Origin of the sequence: Labilithrix luteola (genome assembly GCF_001263205.1) — a bacterium.
Classification (GTDB): Bacteria; Myxococcota_A; Polyangia; order Polyangiales; family Polyangiaceae; genus Labilithrix; species Labilithrix luteola.
Genome location: NZ_CP012333.1, coordinates 6,497,236 through 6,522,866, shown reverse-complemented (window position 1 = coordinate 6,522,866; position 25,631 = coordinate 6,497,236). Strand labels below are relative to the sequence as shown.

The window sequence follows — 25,631 nt, the reverse complement described above, 5'->3', positions numbered from 1 at the left end:
CCATACGCCGGCCCGGCGCGCGCCGCATGCGTTCGCTTGCTCAACCGAACGCGGCCAGATGATCGTTCACCCACGTGCGGAACGAGCGCGCGGGTCGACCGAGAATCTCTGCGACGCTGCCCGTGAGCTCCGCAGCGCGGCCCGAACGCACGAAACCATGTCCCTCGCGCACCGCTTCGACGAACGGCGCAGGAACACCGAAGCTTGCCATCTTGTCGGCGGCATGATCGGGCGTGACGAGCTTCATGACCACCGGACGTCCGAGGGCTTCGCCGAGGATCGCGAGCTGATCGGGCGTGCTGATGGCCTCGGGCCCGGTGAGGGTGAAGCCGCGCCCATCGAGCTCGTTCGAGAGAAGCGCACGCGCCGCCACCGCCGCGACGTCACGCGGGTCGATCACGCCATGCCGCCCATCGCTCGTGGCGACCTCGATCTCGGTGCCCGAGCGCAGCGACGCAGCCCATCCGAGTGCATTCGATGCGAAGCCGCCCGGCCTGAGGATCGTCCAGGCAAGGCCCGACTCGCGAACCGCACGCTCGCCCGGCTGATGCCACGCCCCCGCACGAAGCAGCGGAGATGCGTCGGCGCCGAGCGCGGAGAGCTTCACGACCTTCGTCAGCGAGCGCTTCGCGCCTGCGGCAGCGACGGCGTTCATCATCGCGCGATCGTGATCCGAGACGGTGGGCCCCGGCGCGGCCAGCAGGAAGAGGGACGAGGCGCCTTCCAACGCCGAGGTCAGCGTGCGCGCGTCGTCGTAATCACCGCGTACGAGCTCGATGGTCTCGCCGAGCGCCCCGAGCGCGGCGCGCGCCTTCTCGGGATCGCGCGTCATCGCACGCACCTCGGCCTTTCCGCGAAGCTCGGCGAGCAGCAAACGACCGATCGTACCCGTGGCTCCCGTGACGAGAATCATGACGACATCCTTTCGCGCGACGTTCGAATCGCACGTGCACTCTGCGTCGAGCGAGCGACGTGGTCTTGGAGATTTCGGCAGAACGACGGCGCGACGGTTCATTCGCTGGAAGCATCGAAGACAACGACGCGCACGCGTTCCGCGGTAGACTCGATATGCAGCTCGCCATGACGAACGGCTCTTCCAAAACGCTCCTTCCGTCGGGACGGCTCCGGCCTTGGGTGACGTCCGTGACGGTCATGTCCGTCGGGTCGATGCCGGAGCGAACGTTCACGCGACTGCCGAACGGAAACTCCTCGCTCGTCATGTGCGTCGACGACGAAGCCGTCAAACTGGTCGCGGTAGGCCCGAACGACCGAGCTTCGTACAAGCGGTCTTCGAGCATTCCCTTCTATGCGCGCTTGTCGTTTCGCCCTGGGGCGGCGCGAACCTTGCTCGGCGTGGTCGCGAGCGATCTCGCGAATCGGATGGTTTCGGTCGACGACCTCTGGGGTAACCGAGCAACGCGTCTTCGAGAGGCACTCCACGTGGCCGGCCGCAACGAAGATGCCGCCGTTCGCGTGCTCGAGAGCGTGCTTCTCGAGAGGCTCGAGACCTCGCGCGACGTGCAGGCTGCCACGCACGGCATGCAGCTCGCGCATCGTGCCCTCGAGGCGCTCGACTGCGACGATCCCTCGTCCGTGAACGATCTCGCATCTCGCCTCGGCGTGAGTGAGCGCCGCTTGCGACAGTTCTTCAGCGACGAGATCGGTGTCTCGCCCAAACGCATGGCACGCATCGCCCGCATCCGTCGTGCCGTCTCACGCGTAGGCCGCGTCGGCTGGGCACGGCTGGCCGCAGATACGGGCTTCTACGATCAGGCGCATTTGAATGCCGAGTTCCGCGCCCTGCTCGGCGTGTCGCCCACGAACTTCGCGCGCGGCAACCTGCCATTGCCCGCACCGTTGCACGCATTGCGCGACGTTTGCCCTACCTGAATCATCGGAGGCGCACCGCGAAGGTCGTCATCACGCCGAAGTGATCGGAGGGATAGAAGCCCTTGTCGTCGTGGTTGCGAAAACAGACCTCCGACTTCACGGGGGAGACCGAGCACTGGCCGGCACCGCGCGAGAGAACGAAGTCGATGCGCTCCTGAGGATGCTGTTCGAAGGCGCCGTCGGCGAGGACGAGGTCGGACGTGTTACCGTCCAGAGGCGTCGGTGAGCCGTGGAGGAAGGCGTACGAATCGACGAAGCCGGCTTCCTTCAATCGTTCGAGGGGAAGCTCACGCTCGCCCGAGTTGAGATCGCCGGTGAAGAACGTCGGGTTGCACGCGAGATTGCGATTCGCGAGTCGCACGGTGTCGAGCGCTTGCTCGACCCGCGCACTCATGACGGTCGACTCCGTGCCGACACTGAGATGGGTGTCGACGACGTCGATGTCGCTGCCCGAAGGATGACGGACGCGCACGAACACGCTCACTCGGTTGTCGCGCATGGGAAGGTGATCGTGCCAGAGGATCGGAAAGCGCGTCATGATCGCCACGCCCTCACCGCCGGCGGGCTTCGTCTCTTGGTAGATCTGGTAGCGGCGCTTTCCGCGTGACGCGACGAGCTCGTTCAAGGCGGGCGCCTGTTGGACGTCGATCTCGACCTCTTGCAGACCGATGATGTCCGGCTCGAGCCGCGCGATCTCGTCCGCCACGAGCTCGAACCTGCGACGCCACTGATCCTCGTCGTGGCGGAGGTTCAGGGTCATCACCTTCACCGTCGCGGACCGAGAGAAGATCGCATCACCGCATCGCTCGTGCGCGTCGAGATCTGCGTCGTCGGACTGGCCGCCACAACCAGGCACGAGCGCGCCAGTCACGAAAATGACACCAAACACGGGAAGCGCGCGCCAGGCGGCGCGAACGGAGCCGACCAACATCGACGGCACCGATCAACGTAGGTCGTTCTCGGCCCGATGTACGTGCGGCAGCGTATTCGTAGAAAAGCAGCTCTGCAGTCGTCGCGATCGCACGCCGTGCAGAAAGACTTCTTCCATGCGCACTCGAATTCGCGCCGGACAATCTCGAGAAAAACGCGACACGCAGGCCTGAGTCACGCTCGGGCTTTAGGGGTGCGCTGCACAAGAACCTGCGGTAAATGGGGCCTCATGAGTGTCTCTGCTCCCGTCGATTCTGCCGGCAAGCCGCTTACGAAGAACGAGAACCTCCTCAAGTGGGTCAGCGAGATGGCCCAGCTCACGAAGCCCGAGCGCATCGTCTGGTGCGACGGCTCCGAAGAGGAGAAGAACAGGCTGACCGAAGAGGCCGTCGCGCAGAAGATCATCGAGCCGCTCAACCAGGAGAAGCTCCCGGGCTGCTACCTGCACCGCTCGAACCCGAACGACGTCGCGCGCGTCGAGCAGCTCACGTTCATCTGCACGCCGACGAAGGAAGAAGCTGGTCCGACCAACAACTGGAAGGATCCGAAGGAAGCCTACGAGCAGCTCGGCAAGCTCTTCGACGGCTCGATGAAGGGCCGCACGATGTACGTTGTCCCGTACATCATGGGCCCCGCCGGCTCGAAGATGTCGAAGGTCGGCGTCGAGATCACCGACAGCATCTACGTCGTGCTCAACATGCGCATCATGGCGCGCATGGGCAAAGTCGCCCTCGACATGCTCGGCGCGACGTCGAACGACTTCAACCGCGGTCTCCACTGCACGCTCGACGTGAACCCCGAGCGCCGCTTCATCTGCCACTTCCCGCAGGACAACACGATCTGGTCCGTCGGCTCCGGCTACGGCGGCAACGTGCTCCTCGGCAAGAAGTGCCTCGCCCTCCGCGTCGGCAGCTACCTCGGCAAGCGCGAAGGTTGGCTCGCCGAGCACATGCTCATCCTCGGCGTCGAGAGCCCCGAAGGCGAGATGACGTACGTTGCGGCCGCGTTCCCGAGCGCGTGCGGCAAGACGAACTTCGCCATGATGATTCCGCCCAAGCGCTTCAAGGGCTGGAAGATCTGGACGGTCGGTGACGACATCGCCTGGATGCGCGTCGGCGACGACGGCAAGCTCTACGCGGTCAACCCCGAGTTCGGTTACTTCGGCGTCGCGCCGGGCACGAGCTACGACTCGAACCCCAACGCCATGAAGACCATCTCGCGCGACACGATCTTCACGAACGTTGCGCGCACGCCCGATGGCGACGTGTGGTGGGAAGGCAAGGACGGAGCGACTCCGCAGGAGCTCATCGACTGGAAGGGCAACGCCTGGACGCCCGCGTCGACGGAGAAGGCCGCGCACCCGAACGCGCGCTTCACCGCGCCCGCGACGAACAACCCCTGCCTCTCGAAGTTCTACGACGACCCGGCGGGCGTCCCGATCAGCGCCATCATCTTCGGCGGCCGCCGCGCGACGACCGTTCCGCTCGTCATGCAGGCCTTCAACTGGCTGAACGGCGTGTTCTACGGAGCCACGATGGGCTCGGAGACCACGGCTGCCGCCACGGGCAAGGTCGGCGTCGTTCGCCGCGACCCGTTCGCGATGCTTCCGTTCTGCGGCTACAACATGGGCGAGTACTTCCAGCACTGGCTCGCCATGCAGTCGACGATCACGAACCCGCCGAAGGTGTTCATGGTCAACTGGTTCCGTAAGGACAAGAACGGCAAGTTCCTCTGGCCGGGCTTCGGCGAGAACATGCGCGTCCTCAAGTGGGTCGTCGACCGCGCGCGTCTGCGCGTCGGCGGCCAGGAGACGCTCTTCGGTTGGGTTCCGAAGGCGGGCGACCTCGATCTCTCGGGTCTCGACATCCCGCACGATCAGGTCGACGAGGCGACGGCCATCGACCTCGGCGAGTGGAAGACCGAGCTCGAGTCGTACGACGAGTTCTTCAAGAGCCTCGGCGACCAGATGCCCCGCGCGCTCAAGCTCCACCGCGATCTGCTCCTCGCCCGCATCGACGCGGTCACGGGCGGTCAGGGCTGAAGCCATGAACAAGGGGGGGGCGTTTGCGAGTTCGGCAGTCGTTGCCTTGGCGATCTGCGCCGGGGCAGCGACCGCTGCGTGCAACAAGATCCCTGGCCTGAGCAAGGGCGACGCCGACGGCGGTTCGTCACAAGGCTCGGGTTCGGGTGGCGGCATCCTCTCGTTCCTCGGAGGCAACTTCGAGGGCGAGCTGACGATGCAGCTCACGAATCACGAAGGTGGCAAACCGGCTACGCCGAAGACGCTCGTCTTCGGGCTGAAGTCGCCGAAGGTCCGCATCGACGTGCCGGCCGACATCGCTCCTGGTAATCCGATGCTCGGCGGAGGCGCAGGCGTGGTCATCGATCCACCGCAGAAGAAGGCGTACGCGCTTCTTCCCGCGCAGAAGAAGGCGATCGTCATCGACTTCAGCAAGCCGAAGGAGCAGCGCCTTCCGCAGCTGCCTTCCATGCCCAGCCAGCCCGGCAAGCCCTCCATGCCGAGCACGCCGCCGGAGCCGCCGAAGGTCGAGAAGACCGGCAAGAAAGACGTCATCGCCGGCTACGAGTGCGACGAGTGGAAGATCACCTCGAAGACGAACCGCGCCGACGTGTGCGTCGCCGAGGGCATCAAGTGGATCGACCTCACCGACCTCGGTATGGAGTCGCCCGAGCTCGCCCTCGCCGCCGCCATGAGCGACGTGAATCGCTTCCCGCTCCGCGCCGTCGTCTACGATCAGAACAACGTCGAGACCACACGCATGGTGGCGACGAAGATCGACAAGAAGAAGCTCGACGACGCACGCTTCGTCGTGCCGCCGGACTACCAAGTCGTCGACCTGGCCGCGATGTTCAGCGCGTTCGCCGGCGCAGGTGCTGGCGCGCCTGGAGCGGCTGGCGCGGGACTGCCTCCGACTTTCCATTCCGGCAAGCTTCCACCCGGATTTCCACCTCCGAAACGAGCCCACTGATCCCATGACCCCCGAAGCCTTCGTCGCCGAGCTCGATGCCCAGAACGAAATCGCCCTCGCGCGAATTCGCGAAGCGTCGACCGCGTGCGAAGTCGGCCCGGACCTCACGATCACGAAGCTCCTGATGCTCGCTCTGAAGAACGAGCTCGAGGCCACCGAATGCGCGGCCGCGTGGCTTCCGACCACGCCGGAGGTGAGCGTGAAGCTCGCCTTGGCCCGGCAGGCCGGTGACGAAGCGAAGCACTATCGATTGATTCAGAAGCGCCTCGCGGAGCTCGGCGTGGAGACGAAGAACCACGATCCGATGGCAGGCGGAAAGAGCCCGCTTTTGACGTGGCTCGTGGGTCTCGAAGGCACCGTCGCGCGCGTGGCCGCAGGGCAATTCACGCGCGAGGCGCTCGCGATCGTGCGCAACGACGAGTTCGCGAAGTTCGCACGTGCGCAAGGCGACGAGACCACGGCGCGCTTGTACGAAGAGATCATCCAGCCCGACGAGACGCACCATCACGAGCTCGGTCGACGCCTGCTCCTCGAGCTCGCGACGACGGACGAAGCTCAGAGCGCCGCGCGCGAAGCGAGCAAGCGTGTGCTCGCGATGGCCGAGGAGCTGCAAGAGATCGCTCGGCTGAAGATGGGGATCTCGCGCGCGCCAGGCTGTTGAGCAGCGCCCAGTTTCATCGACATCGATCGCTCGTCGTCGCGAGGTAGTTCGTTGGCAGTCAATCAGCGTCCGTCGGGTCGAGGTCACTGTCGCGTCCGCCTGGCGGGCGCTTCGTTCACCGCGCTCGTAGTCGCCGCATGTTCCTCGAGCGAGCTCGGTGCAAAAGCCGGGACGGACGCCAGCGCCTGCGCCGAGGTGATCTGCCTGGACACCGTCGGCTCCGACTCCCCATGCTGTTCAAGTCCCGGGGTTAGGGCGCCAGACTATCCAGAAGGACCGTTTGGCACGGCACCGCGCACTACGCCGGATATCGAAGGACGTGGAGCGCGAATCAAGAACTACAAGTTCGTCGGTCTCCACCCTGGCTCCGAGCAGTTCGTACCCGTAGCGCTCAGCGATTACTACGATCCGTCTGGCGAGAAGTACGACGCCCTCGTCATCGTAGCGCTTGTCTGGTGGAGAACCGGCGCAATGAGGCCCCTGGACGCTCTCCATGCATCGAGCAAACGCATCGCAACGCTTGCCGTCGTTGGTGAGGGGCCGACTCCTCGCACGCCCGCGACGCAGACCGATCTGAACCGCATGCGCGCATCCTATTCGTCGTGGACGACAAGCGCCCTAGACCCTGCGTTCATGAACATCGGCGGCTTGTTCGACCCGGATTCGGCCCCCGTGACCATCTTCATCGACACGCGGACCATGGAGATCGTCGCCGTGAAGGCGGGCATTGACCTAACCACCGCCCAGGTCGACGAAATCGTCTCGGGCATCACGAGCGGTCCGCCGCTTTATTGATCAGGCTTGTGTGACGCTGCGCGGCTCAGCGACACATGAAGATTCCAGTGACGAGTTTGCCCGCATTCGTATAGGCGCGGCACGGCATTCGCGATCGGCCTGAGTACAGGTTGTCCACCTCGCAATGCTTCTCGATCTTCCCCGTCCTTGGATTCCCGCCGGTGTCGAGCCCCGAGCAGACCGAGCCATGGGCGCCCGTCGTGGTCGTCCAATTGCTGCATGCGTCCCGCGGTATGCTCGGCGGGCAGACGGGCGAGTCATTGTCTCGGCACTCGCCTAGCGTCGGCACCTTCGGGCACAGTGAGATTCCGGGCGGGTGCTCCGGCACGTACGGAGTCGGCGGTGGCATGCAAAGGCAGTTTCCGTCCTTCGTGGGCGGAGTAGGCCCGGCGGGCGTCTCTCGCGCGAGACGTCGTGGCGGAGGCGCCGAGGCCGACGGCACAGAGCTCTGATTCGGCGGCGCGGAGGAGTTCGGTGCGGACGCGGAGGATGGGTCGGGAGCGAGGGCGGAGCCGGAGGGCGCGGGCGCGACCGTCGTGGTCATGCCGGGGCCCTGCGCCTCTGCCGAACGAACCTGATGGAGAAGGACTCCTGCGGTCGCGAGACCTCCAAGGGACAGCACGGCAAGCGTTCCGATGACGACGCCCGCAGCCGAGCGATGGCTCGAAGGAGCCGCGTTCGGTGTGAGTGGTGGCGCAGGGGCGTCCGACTTGGCGATCGGAATCGATGCTCGTTGCGCGCGATGCGGGCCCTGCCCTTCCACGAACGTCAAGGCCGTCCCTGGCCCGCCCTCGGCGCCATTCGACGCTCCGTTGAACGCCTCGAGAAGCGCGCGCATCGACGCGAAGCGAGCCGTAGGGTCGAGCGACAGGGCTCGACGAATCACGTTCTCGGCGGCAGCAGGCACGGGCGCGAGAAACGGCAGCGGACCTGCGAAGGGGAAGCTCGGGCCCACCACGTCGCGAGGGTGCTGCCCGGTGAGCACTTGGTACGCGAGCACGCCCCACGAGAACTGATCTGCCGCGGGCCCCACATCGGCCGACGAACTCTGTTCGGGCGCCATGTATGCGGGCGTGCCGAGGATCATGCCTTCGCGCGTGGCGAACGTGTCAGGCCCCGTGCGGATGGTCTGCCGCGCAATTCCAAAGTCGGCGAGCTTCGCGTTGCCCTCGCGGCTGACGAGCACGTTGCCGGGTTTGACGTCTCGATGGACGACGCCGCGCTCGTGAGCGAACGCGAGCGCCTCCGCCACCTCCGTGAGGACGCGATTTTGGATGGAGTACGGCAAGCCATTGCGCAGCGCGACCGAGAGCGAAACCCCGTCGACCCATTCCAAGGCGAGGAAAGCGACGCCGTCGATCGTCCCCGTTTCGTAGAGGAAGACGATGTTCGGGTGCGAGAGCTGCCCGGCGATTCGCGCTTCGCGCACGAACCTCGCGTCGGCGTCGGTGTCTTGCGACGTAGCGTGGTGGAGAACCTTCAGAGCCACTGGCCTTTGGAGAACCGTGTCGATGGCGCGAAAGACCGTGCCCATTCCTCCACGTGCGACGAACGACTCGATCGCGTATCGACCGAAGGTTTGCCCCGGCGTCGGCAAAGCAAGCGCGCTCATGCTCGTTTCAGCGTAGCGAGTGTCAGCGCACTCGCCGAACCTTCGCGCGCGGGACTCCTGGATCGCTCGCGCACCACCTCACGAGTTACGTGCATCACTGCAATTTCGCGGTATCTTTCCAATCGGGGGATCGATGGCCCGCACGGCAACACGAATGGCACGCCCCTCACACGCCTCACACGCCTCGCTCCTCTCACGCGCCTCACGCTTCTCGCGGCGCGGCGCAACGATGGTGGAGTACGCGCTCCTCATCATCGCGATCATGGTGCTCGCCGCCGCCGCGTACAGGTCGCTCGGTAAGTCCGTGCGAAAGAACGGCGACAAGGCGACCGAAGAGTTGATGAAGCAGTAGCGTCGCCGACGCCCGCGCGACGAACGAGGCGAGCCCGATTCGGCCCTCGTCGCGAGCTCGCCCATGGCTCAGAGAGCGCACGGCACCGGCGCTCGAACGTCACGTCTTGGTGTGAAGATTCTGCGAAAACCGCGTCGAACGCGCGCGTGCCGCCGCGTGCACGTGCGGACGATTCGAAGAGAGAGCCTGCTCATGCGCAAAGTCGTTTGGACCGTCCTGACACTCAGTGGGGTTGCGTTCGCCCTGTTCGAGGGGGCCTGCTCGAGCTCTCCATCCGACCCTCCGCCGCTCGCCGTGCCCGATTCTCCGTCGACGTCACCGTCGACGTCGACGTCGGATCCTCCGCAAGAGATCCGTGACGTGAGCCCGGTCACGGCCACCGTCGATCTGTACATGCCCTCGTCGAGCGAGCAGGTGCTCGCACCGGGCGCGGATCCGGGTGCGGCGGCCCTCGATTACATCGGGAAGAACGGCTCTCTCTTCGGCGTGCCGGACGCGCGCGCGTCTTACGCGGTCGACGGTGTGATCACCGAGGCCGGAGCGACCAGCGTGCGCTTGCAGCAGATCGTCGCTGGAATCCCCGTATGGGGCGTCTTCAAGGTCGTGCACTTCGCAGCCGACGGGTCCGTGGCCTTCGCGCAGGGAGCCTTCGTGCCGAACCTGGAGCCCATCGCACGAGCGACACCTGCGGTGGACGAAGGCGCGGCGCGCGCGACCGCCGAGAGCGCAGTGCGAACGGAGGAAGCGGTGCCCAGCACCGTGGCAGTGACGGCAGCGTCCGCCGCGCTCGTGATCGCCCTCGAGAGCGATCTCACCTCCCCGCAGCTCGCACGCCACGTTCCCGTCGACATCGGCGCCTCGCTCGGAACATCCTCTACGGTCTTCGTCGATGCGCAGACGGGCGCGGTGATCCGCCAGTGGACGGACCTCCACGGGGAGACGCAAGAGCGCGCGACGACCGCCGGCTTCGACGGCAAGCAAGAGAGCTTCCCCGTCATCGCGAGCGACGGCGCCGGCGCGACAACGTACAGAGCCGGCCGCATCGTCAAGGGCACCCGCGGCGCCATGATCATCGGAACCGGCTCGGGGGGTGACCCCTTGAACGCCAGCGCGCTCTCCGGCCCATGGGACACGCAGGTCGTCAGTGCCGTCGCGAACGTCGAGCGCGTCGAGGACTTTCTCGATCGGGCGTTCGGCTACCGACTTCAGGGTAGCAAGGGAGAGATTCTCCCTCTCGATTTACGCGCGCGTATCGCCGGCAACGCGAACGCACAAGGCGGCACCGACAGAGCTCACACCTATGGGATCATGCGCTTCTTCGAAGGCGTCGCCCCCGAACGCCCGTTCGTGTCCTTGCTCCACGTCATCGGTCACGAGTACACGCACATCGTCAACGAGATGAGCAATGGCCTCGGTCAAACGGGAGAGGCGTGCTCGATCAGCGAAGGCGTCGCGGACGTGCTGGGGCTCGCTATCCAAAACGCGACCCTCGGCGGCGAAACGTACACGGTGGGGTTTCCCGACGGCGTCGTCCGGGATGCGCAACACCCGACCAACATTTCGGGGAGCCGTGACAACTACAAGAGCAGGGCGACCGGCACTGGCCGAACGAGCTGCTACCCGAATGCTCCGATTGTCGACAATGCGTGGTTCCTCATGACCGTGGGCGGCACGAACGATACGAGCAGGCGCGTCGTGTCGGCGGGCCTCGGCCCGAACCGTGCCACCAACCTGTGGTGGACGACGGCCCGGAAGATCATCACGCCGACGATGACCATCCCGGACCTCGCGCGAGCGCAGGTCGCCCATGCGCTCAAGTCCGACCGTGCCGGCGCGACCCCGGTAGCCTGCGCATGGCTCGCGGTCGACGCGCTCGACGAGAAGTGGGTGAAGCAGCAAAAGATCACCTGTCCCCCCGCAGGCGCCGACGCGGGCACCGACGGAGGCACCGTCCAATACGGCGGCTGCACGCACGACGTATGCACGTTCGGTGAGCCGCTCGGCCCTCAGTGCGACCCGTGCACGAAGAAGGTCTGCGACGTGGACATCTACTGCTGCACGGTCCACTGGGGCCCGTCGTGCTCGGACGCCCTCAAGGCACAATGCGGTAAGTCGTGCCCGTGACGTAGGTCGTGCAGCGCATCACGATGCGGCACCGTCGTCGGCAGAGCCACTTTTGAGAGCCACCTCGACCGACATTCGACCGGCCTGAGAACCGACCGACATTCGACCGGCCTGAGAACCGACCGACATTCGACCGGCCTGAGAACCCACCGACATTCGCCGGCCCGAGAACCGACCGACATTGGCCTGCCTGCCAGGACGGCCTGAGAACCGACCGACATTGGCCTGCCTGCCAGGAGTATCCGGCCCCCCAATCGCCTCGTGCACCGAGACGCGAACTGGCCCAGGCCACCCTGAAAACTGGCACGGCCAGATTCAATATCGAAGTCCTCCGCAAAAAGCAGGTCATGATCTCGGCATGCCGCGTGCTGGTGCGTGTGGGATGTCGCGTCCTCGCTGCATCCGCCCAGGAGTTACGTGGTTCATCACTCGCCGCGTCACGCGCCGGCACTATCTCCTGCGACCGGACGAAGACGGCACGACGCAACAGATCTATTGGTACTCCACGGGAGTCATGGCTGCGAAGTTCGGTATGGAGCTCCATGCCGCCCAAATGCTCTCGACGCATCTTCACGAGGTGCTCACGGACGTCCGGGGCGTGTTGCCGGCATTCAAACGTGATCGCAATCGGTTGGTCGCCAATGCGCTCAAGGCTCATCGTGGATGGCCCGAAGAGGTCTTTCAACGCGCGTCTGATAGCTGCGTGGAGCTACATGGCGCCGAGGCCGTGCTGAAGGAGATCGGATACACGCTTGCCAACGTGGTCGATGCGGGGCTGGTCGACGATCCCGATGACTGGCCCGGTGTTACCGTTTCTGTCAACGATATCGGGCAGCGCGTCATCGAAGTCGAGCGACCGTCGGTCTACTTTGATCCCAATAATCCGAATTGGCCTGAGCGCGTCACAATACCGATTACGATGCCGCCGGCGCTGATCGAGGCCTTCGGCGCGCGCGCCAAAGAGGTGCTCGTTTCGTCGGTGCGAGAGGCCATCGCGTCCGCGCGGGCCGCGGCGCGCAGTGCCGGCCGCTTCGTGAAGACGAGCGCCGCAAAGTTGTGCCGGATTCCGTTCACGCGGCGGGCGAACAGCCCAAGCCCCATCGGCGCGCGAAATCCGACCTTCGCAACAGGGGGGAACGCGGAGGCCGCCAAGCGCGCACGCGCCGAGAGGAAGCAGTTTCACGAGCTCTATCGGCGCGCCCTCGACGCGCTCAAGAAGGGCATCGCGGGCGTTTCGTTCCCGCCAGGAACTTGGCGGTGGGCACGAGAGCTTCTGCCCGGCTGGCTTCTCGGCGGAGCGGCCGTCGGCAGTGAACGCCACAGACACGATGAAGTGGGCACGCAAACGTCCGCGGCCTAGTTCGCTAGATAGTTAAAGCCGTTCTCAACCGCTCACGCATCTAAGCGTGAACGTGGTTCACTCTCGATCTCACCTCCGTCTGAACCGGCACGTCTTACCACGGACGAGCATCCGCTCATCTCGCCTTCCGCTGTGGATCGTGGACGGGCACGCGGCCGCTCTTTTGCGAACTCGGGCAGGACGGAACGCGAACCTCCTAAAACCGGTCGGGTCGCCGCGCACGGTCAACGTCGGTCGCCGCGCACGGTCAACGTCGGTCAGATCTCCGCCGCCGGTCGTCAATGTCGGTCGGATCTCCGCCGGGGGCGTACGCAATGGCGGTCGGATCTCCGCCGGGGGCGCAGTCGGATCCCCGCCGGGGGCGCACCGGCGGGGCCGCAATGTCGGTCGGGTCTCCGCCGGGGGCGTACGCAATGTCGGTCGGATCTCGATGCGGTCGGATCTCGATGCGGTTGGATCTCAATGTCGGTCGGATCTCGATGCGGTTCGCTTGAGGCGGAGTGTGGGTTAGCGCAATGTCGGTCGGATCTCGATGCGGTTCGCTTGAGGCGGAGTGTGGGTTAGCGCGTGTCGCGATAGCGCTTCGCGGCGGCGAGGTCCTTCTTCAGCTCCTCGGCGTTGCGGCGCGGTCCGTAGCCCGGTGTGTCGCGTTGGATGCGCCAGCCCTCGGAGAGCTTGCCGACATCGACCGTGTCGAAACCGAATTGGTCGAGCAGCTTCGTGACCGTGGCCTTCGAGCCGGCGTCGTCGCCGGCGATGACGAGAGCGCGCCGATTGGGGGTACCGGCGGGCTGGCCGTGCGTCGTGAGTTCAGCGGCGTAGATGTGATTGAACGCCTTGACGACTTTGGACTTGGGAAGATGCGCCTGCAGGAGCTCGGCGGTGGTGGTCGACTCGTCGTCGAGCTCGCGGATGTGGCCATCGCGCTGCGGATAGTAATTGTTCGTGTCGATCACCACTTTGCCGGCGAGTGGCTCGACCGGCACGCTCTCGTATGCCTTCAGCGGAATGGTCACGACGACCAGATCGCCAGCTTTGGCGGCTTCGACAGGCGTTGCCGCGCGTGCCCTCGGTCCGAGCTCCGCGACGAGATCCTTTAGTGTGTCCGGCCCCCGTGAGTTGCTGAGGACGACGTCGTAGCCGTTCTTGACGGCGAGTCGCGCGACCTGACTTCCGATGTGCCCAGCTCCGATGAGCCCGATGGTCTTCATGGTGGATGGACGATAGAGCCGCTTCGCGCGATTCGCGACGCGGCGCTATCACGCACCGCCAGGAGCTTCGCCGGCTTCCATCTCTATCTCTTAGTGTCAATCACCCCGAGCGATGACGCGGGTGACAAGGCTACTCGGTTGACGTCATGCAGCCTTGGAGCCAAGGTCGTAGCGGTCTAGCTTCCAGCATAGCCAGGAGCTTCTTCGTGAACCTCACTCGTGCCTCGGTCGTCGTCGCCCTCGTGTCTCCGTTCGCGGCATTCACGGCCCTCGGCGGCCTTGCGGCATGCGAAGACAGCTCGAGCTCCTCGCCGCCCACCACCTTCGACGCTGGACAATCCAACTTCGCGCCCGGCACCGGAGATGCTCGCGCGCCGCTCGGTGATGCGCAGACCGACGCCACCGACACCACGACGCGGACGTTCAAGGTCAAAGGAACGATCCTCAACGCGGCGAACGCGGGGCTCGTGATCCAGCAGAGCGGCAGCGACGACCTCACGATCGCGCCCGGCGCGACCGCGTTCGAATTCGCGACGCCGCGGCCGAGCGGCTCAAGCTACGCGGTCACCATTCGTAGCTTCCCACAGCATCAAGTCTGCAAAGTGAAGAGTGCCGCCGGAACGGTCAGCGAGGCAGACGTCACCGACGTCGTCATCGACTGCGCGAATCGCGCGAGCTGCAACGCGTTGCTCACGGACTTCCCCGGCACGGCCAGCGGCACCTACCTCGTCGATCCGGACGGCAACGGGACGGTCACCCCACTCGTCGCGCAGTGCGACATGACCTATGACGACGGACACGGACACGTCGGCGGTTGGACGCTGCTCATGTCGACGAACGGCATGGGGCCGGTCGCCCTCTCCTCGGTGCCTGCGCTGGCAAGCGGCGGCCAGGGCTACCTGGCGATCGACGTCGTGAAAGCCATCGCTGCGGTCTCCTCGCAGATCCACGTGCGTTCGACGGGTCAAGCTGCCACCAAATCGGTGACGAGTACGCCCAACTCGACGCCGATCACGAACCTCCGCCAGGGCGTGGTCGTGAACTACGACATCACGGGGAACGACCAGGTCGGCTTGTGGACCGGTCCTCTCGCCGACGCGAACCACCTCCTCTTCAACGCGGATGCGAACGCCGCGATCGGCGCGCAGAGGTGGCCTGGCGTCTACTGGGATTGGGGTGGCTTCGGATTCCACCTCATCGACACCCACTCGAGCTGGACGTACAACAACACCGCGACCGGCGGCAACGAGCCTATGGAAGTCTACGTTCGCTGACTCTCCCCCCTGGCACCAAGCCCCGGACACCTTAACTGCGTCGCGTCCTCGCGCCGGTGGACTTGTCGAGGTATATCGATTCAGGCATGCCATCGGCTCGCTTGCGCGCTTGTGCACTGGTCGCCTTCGGAGCTTGTATCGCAATCGGCGCAGCGTGCAGTGCGTCGTCATCGTCGTCGTCGGGCGAAGGTCCAACGACCACGGACGGCGAACGCTCCGACGCCTCCAACGTCGAGACGCCTCCACCATTGACCGACGGCGGCGATAGCGCGGCGCCCCCTGAGGACGATCACAGGTTGTCGCCCTCGTTCGTCCACTACGACATCAACCACGTGCTCGGAACGGGCCAGAGTCTGTCCGTCGGCTCCGTGGGAACCCCGCCGCTGACCCTCACGCAACCTTACGACAACCTCTCGTTCGTCACCGGCGTCATGACCGAGGCCACCGGGCTGACGAGCTTCATTCCGCTGGTCGAAGGTGATTTGTGCACCGGCACCACCATCGCGGTCGAGACGATGTCGAGCGGCATGGCGAACCTCGTGACGAAGATGGCTCGCGAGTCCTTGCTGGTCGATCAGCCGGCGGGCAAGACCAGCCACGACCTCCTCGTCAGCGTTCACGGCCTCGGGGGCATCGCGTACAGCGGCCTCAAGAAGGGCACCAGCGCGTACGCCACCGGCATGGCGCAGGTCACCGCCGGAAAGGCTCTCACCACGGACGCCGGCAAGAGCTACGTCGTTCGTGCGGTCACGAACGTTCACGGTGAGAGCGACCACGTCGCCCTGAACGCGAACTACGCCGCCGATCTCGCGCAGTGGCAGGCCGACTACGAAGCAGATGTAAAAGCCCTCACCGGACAGTCGGAACCGATTCCGATGTTCCAGACGCAAATGTCGAGCTGGACGAAGCTCGGGACGCCGCTCTCCACGACGAGCGCAATCCCACTCGCGCAGCTCGCGGCGCACGTCGCCTCGGGAGGAAAGATCGTTCTCGTCGGCCCGAAGTATCACTTGCCGTATGCCCCTGACGGCGTCCACCTCACCAACGTGGGATATCGCCATATGGGCGAGGATTACGCGAAAGCGTACCGGCGGGTCGTGATGGAAGGCAAGCCTTGGGAGCCCATTCGTCCGCGGACGATCACGCGCAAAGGAGCCGTCATCACAGTGACGTTCCACGTGCCATCACCTCCGCTCGCGCTCGACACCACGCGCGTGACCGATCCAGGCAATTACGGCTTCGAATACGTCGATGATTCGGATGTCACGCCCGGAATCGACGAGATCGTGGTGTCGTCGGCCGACACCGTGACCATCACCCTCTTTTCGGCCCCGACCGGCGCGAACGCGAGGCTCCGTTACGCCTACCGAGGAATTCCTGGCGCCCCGGGTGGTCCGAAGACGGGCCCCCGTGGCAACTTGCGTGATTCCGATTCGACAGCATCACGAAACGGCGACCCGCTCTACAACTGGTGCGTGCATTTCGACGAGCCCGTGCCTTGAGGGCGCGGTCATGTGCATGCATCACCTCAGCGAGCTGGCGGGGATCCGACTCAGATCGAGCAGCATCTGCGTGAACGAGACCGCCTCTCGCCGCATGCGGGCGTAGTCGACCTTGTCGGCGGTGGTGATGCCCCAGTTCAGCAAGTACGTGGGCCCGGTGATGTAGTTCGCCGTCGTGATTTGTCCTTGGGCCCAGAAGTACTGGCCTTCGCCGGGCCACGCAGCCGTATCGGCGGCGCCATCGGCGTTCGGATTGAGAGGCGGCATGACGAAGCTTGGCGCGGCGTCCGCCCTTTCGAGCGCGGCGTAGGCAGCATCGACGAGAGGGGTCACGTTGGGCATGAAGATGGCCGAGGGCTCCGGCTTGCCCGTCGGAGCCAGTACTCCGGAATCGTCGGGCAACCACTCCTGCGCCCCCATGTGCTCGATGGTGAGGATCGAAGCGATGCGCGCGGTCAGTCCGTCGTCGCGGTGCGCCGCAAGGAACGCTTCTGCGCCCGCGCCTCCTGCGAAATGCCCCGACGAGAGGAGAATCATGATCGATCGCGGCAATTCCGCCTTCGGCACGCGACTCAGGTATTTGGCAATACCGACGATCGCATTCGGCCCGTTGTCTTCGATTCCGTTCGTTCCGTCGGTATGACTGTTGACGACGGTGAGCTCGTCAGTCGCTCCGGGAATCATGCCGATCAGATTTCGCGTCTGGACGGTCTCCACCTTTGCCGGCAACGTCAACTTCACCTGCGAACCGATCTCCGCCGCCAAGCGTGCGCCCACCACCCGGTCGACGAACAGCGACGGCACCTGGCGGATCTTGCGGTCGTACGGGAAGTACGTTCCGTGCGCCGTGACCGCAGGCGCATCGAGAACACCGATGGCCCCCGCAGCGCCCGCTGCTTGCAGCTTCTCGAGCAACGCCGTCAGTGCGCCGATCGCCATGTAGGAGCGATCGTACGGCGTCGAGGGCGACACGGTCTGCGCGGGGTCGTAGGTGCGAAGAGACAGCGCTTGGAAGACTCCGAGCGTGACCGGCGCCTTGGGCACCTGGAAGAGCACGATCTTCCCGGCCAGCTGGCCTCCTGTCGCGGCCGCCTCCGAATACGCAACGAGCGGCGCCGTCTCGCCTTCCGTCGGCGTCTGCCCGGAGTACGGAATGTACGAGGCCGTCTCGACGGCGCCCGGATTTCCACCGCTCGTGACTTCGAGCGACCACGAATCGACCGACCACCGCGTGAGGGGCACGTTCTCGAAATGGAGCTGAGGAACGCCCGCAGCCGAGAGTCGAGCCATCAGCTCGTCGACGTACCCCTCGTGAGCGACCGATCCGGTTGCGCGCAAGCCGCGATTGTCGAGATCGACCTGCCATTGCTGGAGCTGGTCGGCGCCGAGAAACTGCGTTTCGTCCACGGTGACTCCGCTGACCGGCGGCAGCGCAGAATCGGCCGCGTCCATCTCGCCCGGCCCAACGCCTGTGTCCGTCGACGCATCCGGCGTCACGTTGGCGCCCACGTCGTCGTCACTGCACGCGGCGGCGAGTGAAAGGCCGACGAGGCCGAGGGCACCGAATCCGAGCGTGAGGGCCTTCGAGAAATGACGCACGGCGATTCGCATGCCTCGATGGTCCGCCCTCGAGCGGTAGGTGCGCAATCGCCCGAACGGGTGTTTGTGACACCCATTCGGTGCTTTGTTTCACGCTCGCGGTCCCGTCCCGCGCGGACGATGCGACCGCGTCAAAGCTCGCGCGCGATGACGCCCATGTTCAGCGCAGTCGCCACCGCGTCCGTACGACGCTTCGCCCCGAGCCTCTGCATGATCCGCTTGAGCTGGTCTTTGATCGTATTCGGACTTCGATGAATCTTCGCCGCGATCTCGCGATTCGAAAGGCCCTTCGCCAGCAGCTCGAGAATGCGCACGTCCGCGCCCGTCAGTCCGACCTTCTCGGCGCGGAAGCGCCTGACGGCCTGGTGCATCTGTTCGAGCGCGTGGTCGGGAGCCTCGTCGTCGTCGAGGCCTTCACGCGTCAGCTCGAGCAAGCGGGTGTAGAGGTCCATCGCGATGCGCGAGCGCTCCTCGAGCAACGCGAGGCGTTTCGAGCGCTGTTCGACCTTCGCCTGCAATGCCTTGAGCTCGGTGATGTCACGCGCGATGCCCTGCCGCCCGACGAGCTTGCCGTCATGAACCAGACTTGCTGCGCGGATCTCGAGATTCACCGTCCCCCCGCGCTTGCGGTGGGCCTCCACTTCGAAGAAGGGCGTGTGGTCCGTCCCCGACAAGCCTTGCTGGAAGTGTGCAAGAGCAGCGCGTGCCCCCTCCGGCGTCAGAAAGTCGGTGAACGGTTTGCCGATCGTTTCGACGAGCGTGTAGCCGAGCACGCGCTCGGCTGCAGGATTCAGGAACGTGAAACGCCCCTGCAAGTCGAGCATGTAGAGAATGTCACCCGCGGTCTCGACCAGCGCCCGGTAGTCGGGAGCCGTGCCGGGAGCCGTGCCGGGAGCCGTTGGAACGCGAGGCTTTCGACCACGCAACGGGGGCACGACCCAAACTTAGCATAAGCGTCGCTTCACGAGACCACAGGCCCGTGCGGCAGACCTTCGCTCGAGCTCCGAAGGTTCACGCTCAGGCCCTTACGCTGAAAACGACCGCCCCTTTCTCGCGATTCGAGCTCGGCCTTGGTCGCGGCGCGCGTCTCTCTCTGGCTCGCGCGGACGAACCTCGTCGCAAACCGACTGGACGCCTCCCCGAGCGCCCACCGCAGTTGTGTCGCCGCGCCAGACGACGCGCATGCGCGCAGCGTGGATCGTGCATGACGCATTCGATGGAATCACAAATACGAAGCATGAATACGAAAGATACGGCACGTGCTCCTGGGCGCGAACATGCACCGGATTGGCAGGTCGAAGGCGGCCGCGTAGGCTGAGCGCGTGGGAGAAACAGACTGGGCCCCGCCCAAGCCGCGAGACACCTCGGCCCTCTACGACGACGTCGAGCTCGATGTCGTCGTCTCAGCCGCGGACGTCGACGCAGCTTTCGAACGTGAGTACGACGAGATCCGACGAGAGCTCAAGGTGCCCGGACATCCCCGCGGCAGCGCACCGATGTCCGCCGTCCGACCGATGCTGGAGGGTCGTGTCATCGCGTCGATCCTGGCGCCCCTCGTGATGGAACAGACCCCCAAAGCACTCGAGCGAGCGGGCTACGATCCTCGCCGGTCCGCTCGGCCGCTCTTCGACGAGACAGGGCTCGAAGAGGGCAAGCCCTTTCGATTCACCCTGCACTTTCAAAACCCGCGAGCGCGTACCGATGCCGAACTGCACGAAGAGCTGAGTCAGGAGTTCTCGCTCTACGAGGCGTGGCGACTCGACGATATCCGTCGGCTCGTCGAGCGCTCGGGATCCGCCACGCTGAAGAACGCACTCGTCGCCAAGCTCAAAGACGTCGCGACCAAGCTCGGCCTGGAGACCGAGGGGGCACGGATTCTTCCCCAGGCCTACGGTTGGGAGCTCGCCGTGCACCTCGCCGAGGTCGTCCTCGAGCTCTCGCCAGGCGATCCCGACGCCGCCCGTCTGCGCACGACCTACGCCACGCGGCTCGCCAAGCTTCCGCGTTGAGGCACGCCCTCAACGCGTGGTGTATCCCCCGTTCGCGAAGATCGTTTGACCGGTGATCCACCAGGCATCGGTGACGAGGCTCTTCACGATCGGGACGATGTCCTCGATCTTGGTCAGCTGGCCTCCCATCGCCTGCGATTTGTGGAAGGCAACGCGCTCGGGCGTTTCCTGGCCGTAGAAGAAGGGAGTGTCCATCGGTCCGGGGCCCAGAGCCGTGACCGAGATGCGTCGTGGCGCGAACTCCTTCGCGGCAGCACGGGTGAAGTGCTCCACGGGCGCCTTGGTACCGGCGTAGGTCGAGTAACCGTCGGTGAAGGCTGCAAGCAGCGACGTCACGATGGTCACGATCTTGCCGCCTTCGTTCAGCGTGCGGCCCGCTTCCTTGATGAAGAAGTAAGCGGCCTTGGCGTTCACGGCCGCCATCTCGTCGTATTCGGCCTCCGTCGTCTCCACGATCGGTTTGCGGAGAACCTTGCCTACGGTGTTCACCGCAATGTCGATCCCGCCGAAGCGCTTCTTTCCTTCCTCGAACAAGCGGGCGACGTTGGCGGCCTTGGTGAGGTCACCCTGGACCGCGAACGCCTCGCCGCCCGCGTTGGTGATGGCAGCCACGGTTTCGTCTGCGGCTCGCTTCGTCGCCTCGCTGTTGTAGTGAACGACGATCTTCGCGCCGTCCGCGGCGAACGTTCGGGAGATGAGGCCACCGAGGTTCTTCGCGCCACCGCCGATCAGCGCCACCTTGCCTTCGAGTGAACGATTCGACATTCCGTGCTCTCCTTGCGAAGTCGAGGTTGGTACGCGTTGCTTGCGCAACTACGTCTAACCCCGGTCATGACCGCTCGGAAGCACGCCTGGGGGCGACACAGTGGTTAGCCTGGATGAACAATCAGCGAGAGGTCCGACGGCGGCGCTCCGGCCTTCCAGCGCCGCTCTCGAGGTCGAGCATGCCGTGACGCTTGAAGACCTCGGTGACCCAGGTGGCGAACGCCTTGAGCCGCTGCGGCACCTGCTTTCGGCTGGGGTAGACGAGAGAGATGGGAAGCGCCGGAGGTAAGTAGCGTGGCATGACGGCGACGAGCGCTCCCGAGTCGAGGTGATGCCGTACGTCGTAGATCGGTATCTGGATGAGGCCGAGCCCGGCAAGGCAGGCCGCGATGTACGTCTCGGCGTTGTCCACCGTGACGAGACTGCGCATCGGACGCGAGCGCTCCTCGCCCTTCACGACGTAATCCCAGCTCCCCACGCCCGCGAAGTTCGGCGCGTAATTGACCACGACGTGCTCGTCGAGATCGTCGACGGCCGCGGGCTGGCCGTACCGGGCCAGGTAGCGAGGGCTCGCGCAGTTGACTTGAGCCACCGCACCGAGAGGGCGCGCGATGTGGCTCGAGTCTCGGAGAAGGCCGACGCGAACGACCGCGTCCACGCCCTTCTCGACGAGGTTGACCGTGCGGTCCGACGCGCCGAGATGGATCTCGAGCCCGGGATGACGGGCCAAGAACTCGGGGAGCGCGGGGATGATGACCCGCCGAGCAATGCGCGTCGGCGCGTCGATGGCGAGACGGCCTGCGAGGCGCGGTTGTGCATCACGAAACAGCTGCTCCGTCGAATCCAGCTTCGCGAGCACGTCGCGGGCCTTCTCGTGGTAGAGCTGGCCCTCGCTCGTGAGACTCACGCGGCGCGTGGTGCGGTGGAGGAGACGAACGCCGAGCTGCTCTTCGAGCTGCTGGACGGAGACCGAGATCGTCGCCCGCGAAACACCGAGCGCGCCCGCGGCTTTCGTGAAGCTTCCCGTCTCCACGACGCGCACGAACGCATTCATCACCGCGAACCGATCCATTCGCGCAGCTTAGCCAATTGTTCGGTCCCACCAAACGAACGCGCAGCTCTGCCGCCCGTCATCCGTCCAGGCGCGCAGCTCCACCAGGGAAGCCCGAAAGGCTGATAGACTGTCTCATCGATGGCTGTCTCGAATTCCCTGCCACCGTTGCCCGCAAACGCCATGCACGCGCGCATCGTCGACGCGCGGAACGACAAGGGGAGCCTCGAGATGTACGCGCCGGGCCCCGGTCACGTTCTGGTGACGCGCGCCGTCGGTCACATGACCATGGCGATGGCCGAACAGTGGGTCGCGCGTACGGAGCATCTTTTCACGTTCCCCAAGCCGCTCGCCGTCTTCAACGAATGGTCGCGGATGGAGTCCTACGAGTCCGCGGCGCGAAGCCTTCTGACGAAGTGGGTCATCTCCCATCGCACGAAGATCGAGGGCGCCTGGTTTCTCACCGGCTCGAAGCTCGTCAAAATGGGGGTCGCGGTGGCTGGCAGCGCGACGGCCCTCGTCGGGGTGACGATGCACGCTTCGCTCGACCGCGCCCAGTGGGAGTCGCTCCTTCGCGAGAAGCTGACGCGCCCGGCGTGAGCTAGCGGCGAGGTTCGCTCACTGACACATTCCGTTGAAGCACGCGTTCGTATACGTGCTCTTGCAGGCGCCGCAGTTCTGCGGATCGGCCGCGATGTTCGTCTCGCAACCATTGCCGGGAGATGGCGTCGTGGCCGGCCGTCCATTTTCCCTGGCTCCAAGCCGTCTCCATGAGGTCGACGGCACCCCCATCGAGCCGCGTAGCTCGCGTCGTACGCCGCGGCCGAGAGCCGCCGAATCCGCTCCTCGCGATCGAACTCGCGCGGGACATCGAAGGAGATCGCATCGAGAAGAGAACGCGACTCGGAAGAGACCAGCACGACGACGAGCTCCTCGGTCTACCTCATGCGATCGGCCCGAGCTGACCTTCGATGACCTGGCGAGCCCTCATCATCCCCGCACGATACGCGGCTTCGCTCGTGGTCGCGTACCGAGCCTTCGCGAGCACGTGAGCTACCGCCGGGATGTCGCCGCGGTTGAGCGCGGGCAAGTACTCGAGGTACTTCGCCGCGATCTGCTTTTTGAATCCGAGCCAGAAGGCCATCCCGTCGTCGGCCGTCCTGAATGCTCGGAAGCGACTCGCAGGGTGCGTGGGCTCGAACAGAACTACCCGCGTGCTCAGCGACACTCCCTTCGACTTCTTGAATCCATCGTCCGCGTCTTTTCCGCCCGCCGCTCGCATTCGGTCGGCTTCGCCGTCGGACTTGGCGATTTCCCAGACCCCCTTCAGGTACATGTGCCCTTGCTTCGGATCGACGCACTTCACGTTACCGAAGTTGTAAGAGAAGCAGGACTTACCGAAGTTGGTCTCCGCTGCCCACTGCGCGACGAGCGTACGGACGCCCTGCTCGGTGATCTCCGGCCAGTGTTTGCGGACGAGAGTCGCCACCTCGGCTGTCGACAGGGTCGTCGTCCTGACGCCGATCTCCGACGGCAGGTTCGTATAGGTCTTCCACTGTCCGTCATCGCGCGACGGCGTGGGGGATGGTGCTGGAGGTACCGGAGCGGGACGTCCTCCGAGCGCCGCGACAAGCGCGGCCTTCGTGGCCGGCCCCACGACTCCGTCCGCAGTCAGGCCGCGACGTGCCTGGAACTCGCGTACAGCGCGCTCCGTGTTGGGGCCGAACGCACCATCCACGCCGATGCTACTCCCGAGCGCCGCCAGCGCGCGCTGCAACGTAGCAACCGCATCGCCGCTGCTACCACGCTGCATCGTCGGCCCGAAGACGAGAGTTGCGACCTCCTTCAACCGGTCGGCGAGCCCCGTCCCGCTCGTTTCGCTGTCGATGTAACGTTCGAACGTTGCCAAGAGGCCCGTCGGCCCCTCGCGCTGGGAGAATAGCTCGCGGGCTCCGACACCCGCGTAGAACGCCTCGCCCGAGGTCCCGTCTTCCCATTCTCGATCGGGCGATCCTGCGGAGGGAACCAGATCGAGGTGGAAGTGCAGGATCAAGGGAGCCGGCCCGTGCCAGTTCAATCCCGTGACCTGCTGGGTCTTCGACCTCGTCGGGTCGCCGACGAAGATGACGTTCGCCCTTCCTGTTTCGGTATTGATCGCATTCGCGACGGCGAAGTCGTTGTAGATGATGCGCCACTGCGCTTGCAGGGCCGCGGCGGCCTCGTTCACTGCACGCAGAAAATCGATTGCGCTCTGGCGTGGATAAAACCCGCGATCATCGCGACCTCGCAGCTCGAGATCGAGCGAATAGCCGCGATTCCTGAATTTGCCTCCGCCATGATTGACATAGTTGGATACGCTGAGGGGCGCGGCATATCGCCGGCGCAGCTCCTCGACGAAGCGCACCATGATGGGCGCAACAGGCGCCTTGTCGCTTTCGATGATCCCTTTGTCGCTCGTCAGCGCCACCGTATACGAGGGCGGCTCGAATCCGACGAGCGGCTTGACGTTGGCGGCCCGCTCGGTCGCGAATCGCATTTGCTCTTCGCGACTGATCATCCACGCGCGACGGACCGCATCCTCGACGAATCGGCGCCCATAACGGAGCCGCGCACCGGTAAGCGTGTCCTCGTAGTCACGTCGAAGCGATTCGCGCTTCATCGCGGCATCGAGCTTGCCGTTCGCACGCCGCGACCATTCGTTGGCAAGCCTGGTGATGAAGTCGTCGAGGCTCTCGCGATCCGCCGGGGTCGGGGCAGGAGCCGGCGGCGTGGGGGCAGGCCCCGGCGGCGACGGTGGGAGGACCGATCGCTTGCCGACGGCCGCCGCGAGGGCGGCCTTCGTCTGAGGTCCAACGACGCCGTCTGCCGTCAGGCCCGACCGAGACTGGAACGTGCGAACGGCACTCTCGGTGTTGGGCCCGAAGCTACCATCCACCGCCAGGTCGTACCCGAGGGTCACGAGCGTGCGCTGGAGGGTGGCGACGCCTGCGCCGCTATCTCCTCGGCCGAGGGTCGGCCCGAGCACGAACGAGGCAACGCCTTTCACCCGATCCGCCAAGCTGGTGCCGGGACCAGCTTCGTTCTCGAGCAAACCTTCGAGCGTGGCAACGTCCGTGGCGGCCCGTTCGTTCTCACGCGCGTACAGCGATTCCGTCGCCGCGGACTCACCCCAGGGGCTCCGTTCGGACCACCCCGGGCGATACACCTCGAACGCCCCCTCCTCTTCGCTCGCCGAAAGCTCGTTCCAACCGGCCTCCGAGTTTTCCGGCTCGAACCATTCGCTCTCGTAGGCTGGTCGGCCCATCCATGCGCCGTCGGCGCCTGGCGATTCGAGGTCGAGCCAGGCCAGCTCCTCGCCGTTCACTCGATCTTCCGCGAACGGCGACTCGAGCTCGCCTGAGGAAGGCCCCGCGTAAAACCGAGATTCGTCTTCGAGCGCTTCGGCGAACGGGACCTCGAGTCCGAGCGCATCGAACTCGCTTCTCATCGGGCTGGCCATGGCATCA

20 protein-coding genes and 1 pseudogene are annotated in these 25,631 nt (G+C 65.3%); 12 read left to right on the top strand and 9 right to left on the bottom strand.

Features of this window, described 5'->3' with window-relative positions; genetic code table 11:
- Positions 1–40: 40 nt before the first annotated feature.
- Complete coding sequence (locus AKJ09_RS28310) at positions 41–913, bottom strand: NAD(P)H-binding protein (RefSeq protein ID WP_146650982.1); 873 nt, start codon at positions 911–913, stop codon at positions 41–43.
- Positions 914–1,080: 167 nt separating this feature from the next.
- Here AKJ09_RS28310 and AKJ09_RS28305 point away from each other — a divergent pair, with 167 nt between their 5' ends.
- Complete coding sequence (locus AKJ09_RS28305; RefSeq protein WP_169927940.1) at positions 1,081–1,890, top strand: helix-turn-helix domain-containing protein; 810 nt, start codon at positions 1,081–1,083, stop codon at positions 1,888–1,890.
- A 1-nt stretch (position 1,891) separates the two neighbouring features.
- On the opposite strand, the gene AKJ09_RS28300 is transcribed toward AKJ09_RS28305, so the two are convergent.
- The gene (locus AKJ09_RS28300; RefSeq protein WP_146650980.1) at positions 1,892–2,821 is read right to left on the bottom strand and encodes an endonuclease/exonuclease/phosphatase family protein; all 930 of its coding nucleotides are present in this window, start codon (positions 2,819–2,821) and stop codon (positions 1,892–1,894) included.
- 228 nt (positions 2,822–3,049) lie between these two features.
- Between AKJ09_RS28300 and AKJ09_RS28295 the strand changes: the two genes are divergently transcribed.
- The 4 genes from AKJ09_RS28295 to AKJ09_RS28280 all read left to right on the top strand — a co-directional run bounded on the left by AKJ09_RS28295 (position 3,050) and on the right by AKJ09_RS28280 (position 7,266).
- The gene (locus tag AKJ09_RS28295; RefSeq protein ID WP_146650979.1) at positions 3,050–4,861 is read left to right on the top strand and encodes a phosphoenolpyruvate carboxykinase (GTP); all 1,812 of its coding nucleotides are present in this window, start codon (positions 3,050–3,052) and stop codon (positions 4,859–4,861) included.
- 4 nt (positions 4,862–4,865) lie between these two features.
- Positions 4,866–5,810: a DUF4412 domain-containing protein gene (locus AKJ09_RS28290; protein ID WP_146650978.1), complete on the top strand. Its 945-nt coding sequence runs from the start codon at positions 4,866–4,868 to the stop codon at positions 5,808–5,810.
- 4 nt (positions 5,811–5,814) lie between these two features.
- Positions 5,815–6,471, top strand: a complete 657-nt coding sequence (locus tag AKJ09_RS28285) for a ferritin-like domain-containing protein (protein WP_146650977.1) — start codon at positions 5,815–5,817, stop codon at positions 6,469–6,471.
- 471 nt (positions 6,472–6,942) lie between these two features.
- Complete coding sequence (locus AKJ09_RS28280; RefSeq protein WP_146650976.1) at positions 6,943–7,266, top strand: hypothetical protein; 324 nt, start codon at positions 6,943–6,945, stop codon at positions 7,264–7,266.
- A 25-nt stretch (positions 7,267–7,291) separates the two neighbouring features.
- Here the strand turns inward: AKJ09_RS28280 and AKJ09_RS28275 are convergent, their stop codons facing one another.
- Positions 7,292–8,878, bottom strand: coding sequence for a serine/threonine-protein kinase (locus AKJ09_RS28275; protein ID WP_146650975.1), 1,587 nt, complete (start codon positions 8,876–8,878; stop codon positions 7,292–7,294).
- A 154-nt stretch (positions 8,879–9,032) separates the two neighbouring features.
- Between AKJ09_RS28275 and AKJ09_RS28270 the strand changes: the two genes are divergently transcribed.
- From AKJ09_RS28270 to AKJ09_RS28260, 3 genes are all read left to right on the top strand, one after another.
- Positions 9,033–9,230, top strand: a complete 198-nt coding sequence (locus tag AKJ09_RS28270; protein WP_146650974.1) for a Flp family type IVb pilin — start codon at positions 9,033–9,035, stop codon at positions 9,228–9,230.
- Between the two features lie 192 nt (positions 9,231–9,422).
- Positions 9,423–11,354 (top strand): M4 family metallopeptidase, encoded by a 1,932-nt coding sequence (locus AKJ09_RS28265; protein WP_169927939.1) that lies wholly within the window; start codon positions 9,423–9,425, stop codon positions 11,352–11,354.
- Between the two features lie 382 nt (positions 11,355–11,736).
- Positions 11,737–12,714, top strand: a complete 978-nt coding sequence (locus AKJ09_RS28260; RefSeq protein ID WP_146650972.1) for a transposase — start codon at positions 11,737–11,739, stop codon at positions 12,712–12,714.
- Between the two features lie 560 nt (positions 12,715–13,274).
- On the opposite strand, the pseudogene AKJ09_RS28255 reads toward AKJ09_RS28260, so the two are convergent.
- Positions 13,275–13,940 (bottom strand): annotated as a pseudogene (locus tag AKJ09_RS28255) (NADPH-dependent F420 reductase); the annotation flags it as partial.
- A gap of 191 nt (positions 13,941–14,131) precedes the next feature.
- On the opposite strand from AKJ09_RS28255, the gene AKJ09_RS28250 reads away from it, so the two are divergent.
- Together AKJ09_RS28250 and AKJ09_RS28245 are read left to right on the top strand one after the other, a co-directional pair.
- Positions 14,132–15,199 (top strand): fibrinogen-like YCDxxxxGGGW domain-containing protein, encoded by a 1,068-nt coding sequence (locus AKJ09_RS28250; protein ID WP_146650970.1) that lies wholly within the window; start codon positions 14,132–14,134, stop codon positions 15,197–15,199.
- Positions 15,200–15,285: 86 nt separating this feature from the next.
- Complete coding sequence (locus tag AKJ09_RS28245) at positions 15,286–16,701, top strand: sialate O-acetylesterase family protein (protein ID WP_146650969.1); 1,416 nt, start codon at positions 15,286–15,288, stop codon at positions 16,699–16,701.
- A gap of 21 nt (positions 16,702–16,722) precedes the next feature.
- Here AKJ09_RS28245 and AKJ09_RS28240 read toward each other — a convergent pair whose 3' ends face one another.
- Both AKJ09_RS28240 and AKJ09_RS28235 read right to left on the bottom strand, forming a co-directional pair.
- Positions 16,723–18,300: a zinc-binding metallopeptidase family protein gene (locus tag AKJ09_RS28240; protein WP_420814283.1), complete on the bottom strand. Its 1,578-nt coding sequence runs from the start codon at positions 18,298–18,300 to the stop codon at positions 16,723–16,725.
- Between the two features lie 131 nt (positions 18,301–18,431).
- The gene (locus tag AKJ09_RS28235; RefSeq protein WP_146650967.1) at positions 18,432–19,235 is read right to left on the bottom strand and encodes a PAS domain S-box protein; all 804 of its coding nucleotides are present in this window, start codon (positions 19,233–19,235) and stop codon (positions 18,432–18,434) included.
- 387 nt (positions 19,236–19,622) lie between these two features.
- Here AKJ09_RS28235 and AKJ09_RS28230 point away from each other — a divergent pair, with 387 nt between their 5' ends.
- Complete coding sequence (locus AKJ09_RS28230; protein ID WP_146650966.1) at positions 19,623–20,309, top strand: trigger factor; 687 nt, start codon at positions 19,623–19,625, stop codon at positions 20,307–20,309.
- A gap of 9 nt (positions 20,310–20,318) precedes the next feature.
- On the opposite strand, the gene AKJ09_RS28225 is transcribed toward AKJ09_RS28230, so the two are convergent.
- Positions 20,319–21,074, bottom strand: coding sequence for an SDR family oxidoreductase (locus AKJ09_RS28225; protein WP_146650965.1), 756 nt, complete (start codon positions 21,072–21,074; stop codon positions 20,319–20,321).
- 121 nt (positions 21,075–21,195) lie between these two features.
- Entirely contained in the window at positions 21,196–22,146 is a 951-nt protein-coding gene (locus AKJ09_RS28220) for a LysR family transcriptional regulator (protein WP_146650964.1), read from the bottom strand.
- 120 nt (positions 22,147–22,266) lie between these two features.
- Between AKJ09_RS28220 and AKJ09_RS28215 the strand changes: the two genes are divergently transcribed.
- Positions 22,267–22,725 (top strand): hypothetical protein, encoded by a 459-nt coding sequence (locus AKJ09_RS28215; protein WP_146650963.1) that lies wholly within the window; start codon positions 22,267–22,269, stop codon positions 22,723–22,725.
- A 343-nt stretch (positions 22,726–23,068) separates the two neighbouring features.
- Here the strand turns inward: AKJ09_RS28215 and AKJ09_RS55035 are convergent, their stop codons facing one another.
- Positions 23,069–25,624, bottom strand: coding sequence for a peptidoglycan-binding domain-containing protein (locus AKJ09_RS55035; protein ID WP_240488612.1), 2,556 nt, complete (start codon positions 25,622–25,624; stop codon positions 23,069–23,071).
- Positions 25,625–25,631 lie beyond the last annotated feature (7 nt).

Excerpts from the sequence above, each read along its gene's own strand:
- AKJ09_RS28285 (WP_146650977.1), top strand. The coding sequence starts at position 5,815 with ATGACCCCCGAAGCCTTCGTCGCCGAGCTCGATGCCCAGAACGAAATC.
- AKJ09_RS28310 (WP_146650982.1), bottom strand. The coding sequence starts at position 913 with ATGATTCTCGTCACGGGAGCCACGGGTACGATCGGTCGTTTGCTGCTC.
- AKJ09_RS28215 (WP_146650963.1), top strand. The coding sequence starts at position 22,267 with ATGGCTGTCTCGAATTCCCTGCCACCGTTGCCCGCAAACGCCATGCAC.
- AKJ09_RS28225 (WP_146650965.1), bottom strand. The coding sequence starts at position 21,074 with ATGTCGAATCGTTCACTCGAAGGCAAGGTGGCGCTGATCGGCGGTGGC.
- AKJ09_RS28265 (WP_169927939.1), top strand. The coding sequence starts at position 9,423 with ATGCGCAAAGTCGTTTGGACCGTCCTGACACTCAGTGGGGTTGCGTTC.
- AKJ09_RS28280 (WP_146650976.1), top strand. The coding sequence starts at position 6,943 with ATGAGGCCCCTGGACGCTCTCCATGCATCGAGCAAACGCATCGCAACG.
- AKJ09_RS28275 (WP_146650975.1), bottom strand. The coding sequence starts at position 8,878 with ATGAGCGCGCTTGCTTTGCCGACGCCGGGGCAAACCTTCGGTCGATAC.
- AKJ09_RS28295 (WP_146650979.1), top strand. The coding sequence starts at position 3,050 with ATGAGTGTCTCTGCTCCCGTCGATTCTGCCGGCAAGCCGCTTACGAAG.
- AKJ09_RS28245 (WP_146650969.1), top strand. The coding sequence starts at position 15,286 with ATGCCATCGGCTCGCTTGCGCGCTTGTGCACTGGTCGCCTTCGGAGCT.
- AKJ09_RS28260 (WP_146650972.1), top strand. The coding sequence starts at position 11,737 with ATGTCGCGTCCTCGCTGCATCCGCCCAGGAGTTACGTGGTTCATCACT.
- AKJ09_RS28300 (WP_146650980.1), bottom strand. The coding sequence starts at position 2,821 with ATGTTGGTCGGCTCCGTTCGCGCCGCCTGGCGCGCGCTTCCCGTGTTT.
- AKJ09_RS28270 (WP_146650974.1), top strand. The coding sequence starts at position 9,033 with ATGGCACGCCCCTCACACGCCTCACACGCCTCGCTCCTCTCACGCGCC.
- AKJ09_RS28290 (WP_146650978.1), top strand. The coding sequence starts at position 4,866 with ATGAACAAGGGGGGGGCGTTTGCGAGTTCGGCAGTCGTTGCCTTGGCG.
- AKJ09_RS28220 (WP_146650964.1), bottom strand. The coding sequence starts at position 22,146 with ATGGATCGGTTCGCGGTGATGAATGCGTTCGTGCGCGTCGTGGAGACG.
- AKJ09_RS28305 (WP_169927940.1), top strand. The coding sequence starts at position 1,081 with ATGACGAACGGCTCTTCCAAAACGCTCCTTCCGTCGGGACGGCTCCGG.
- AKJ09_RS55035 (WP_240488612.1), bottom strand. The coding sequence starts at position 25,624 with ATGGCCAGCCCGATGAGAAGCGAGTTCGATGCGCTCGGACTCGAGGTC.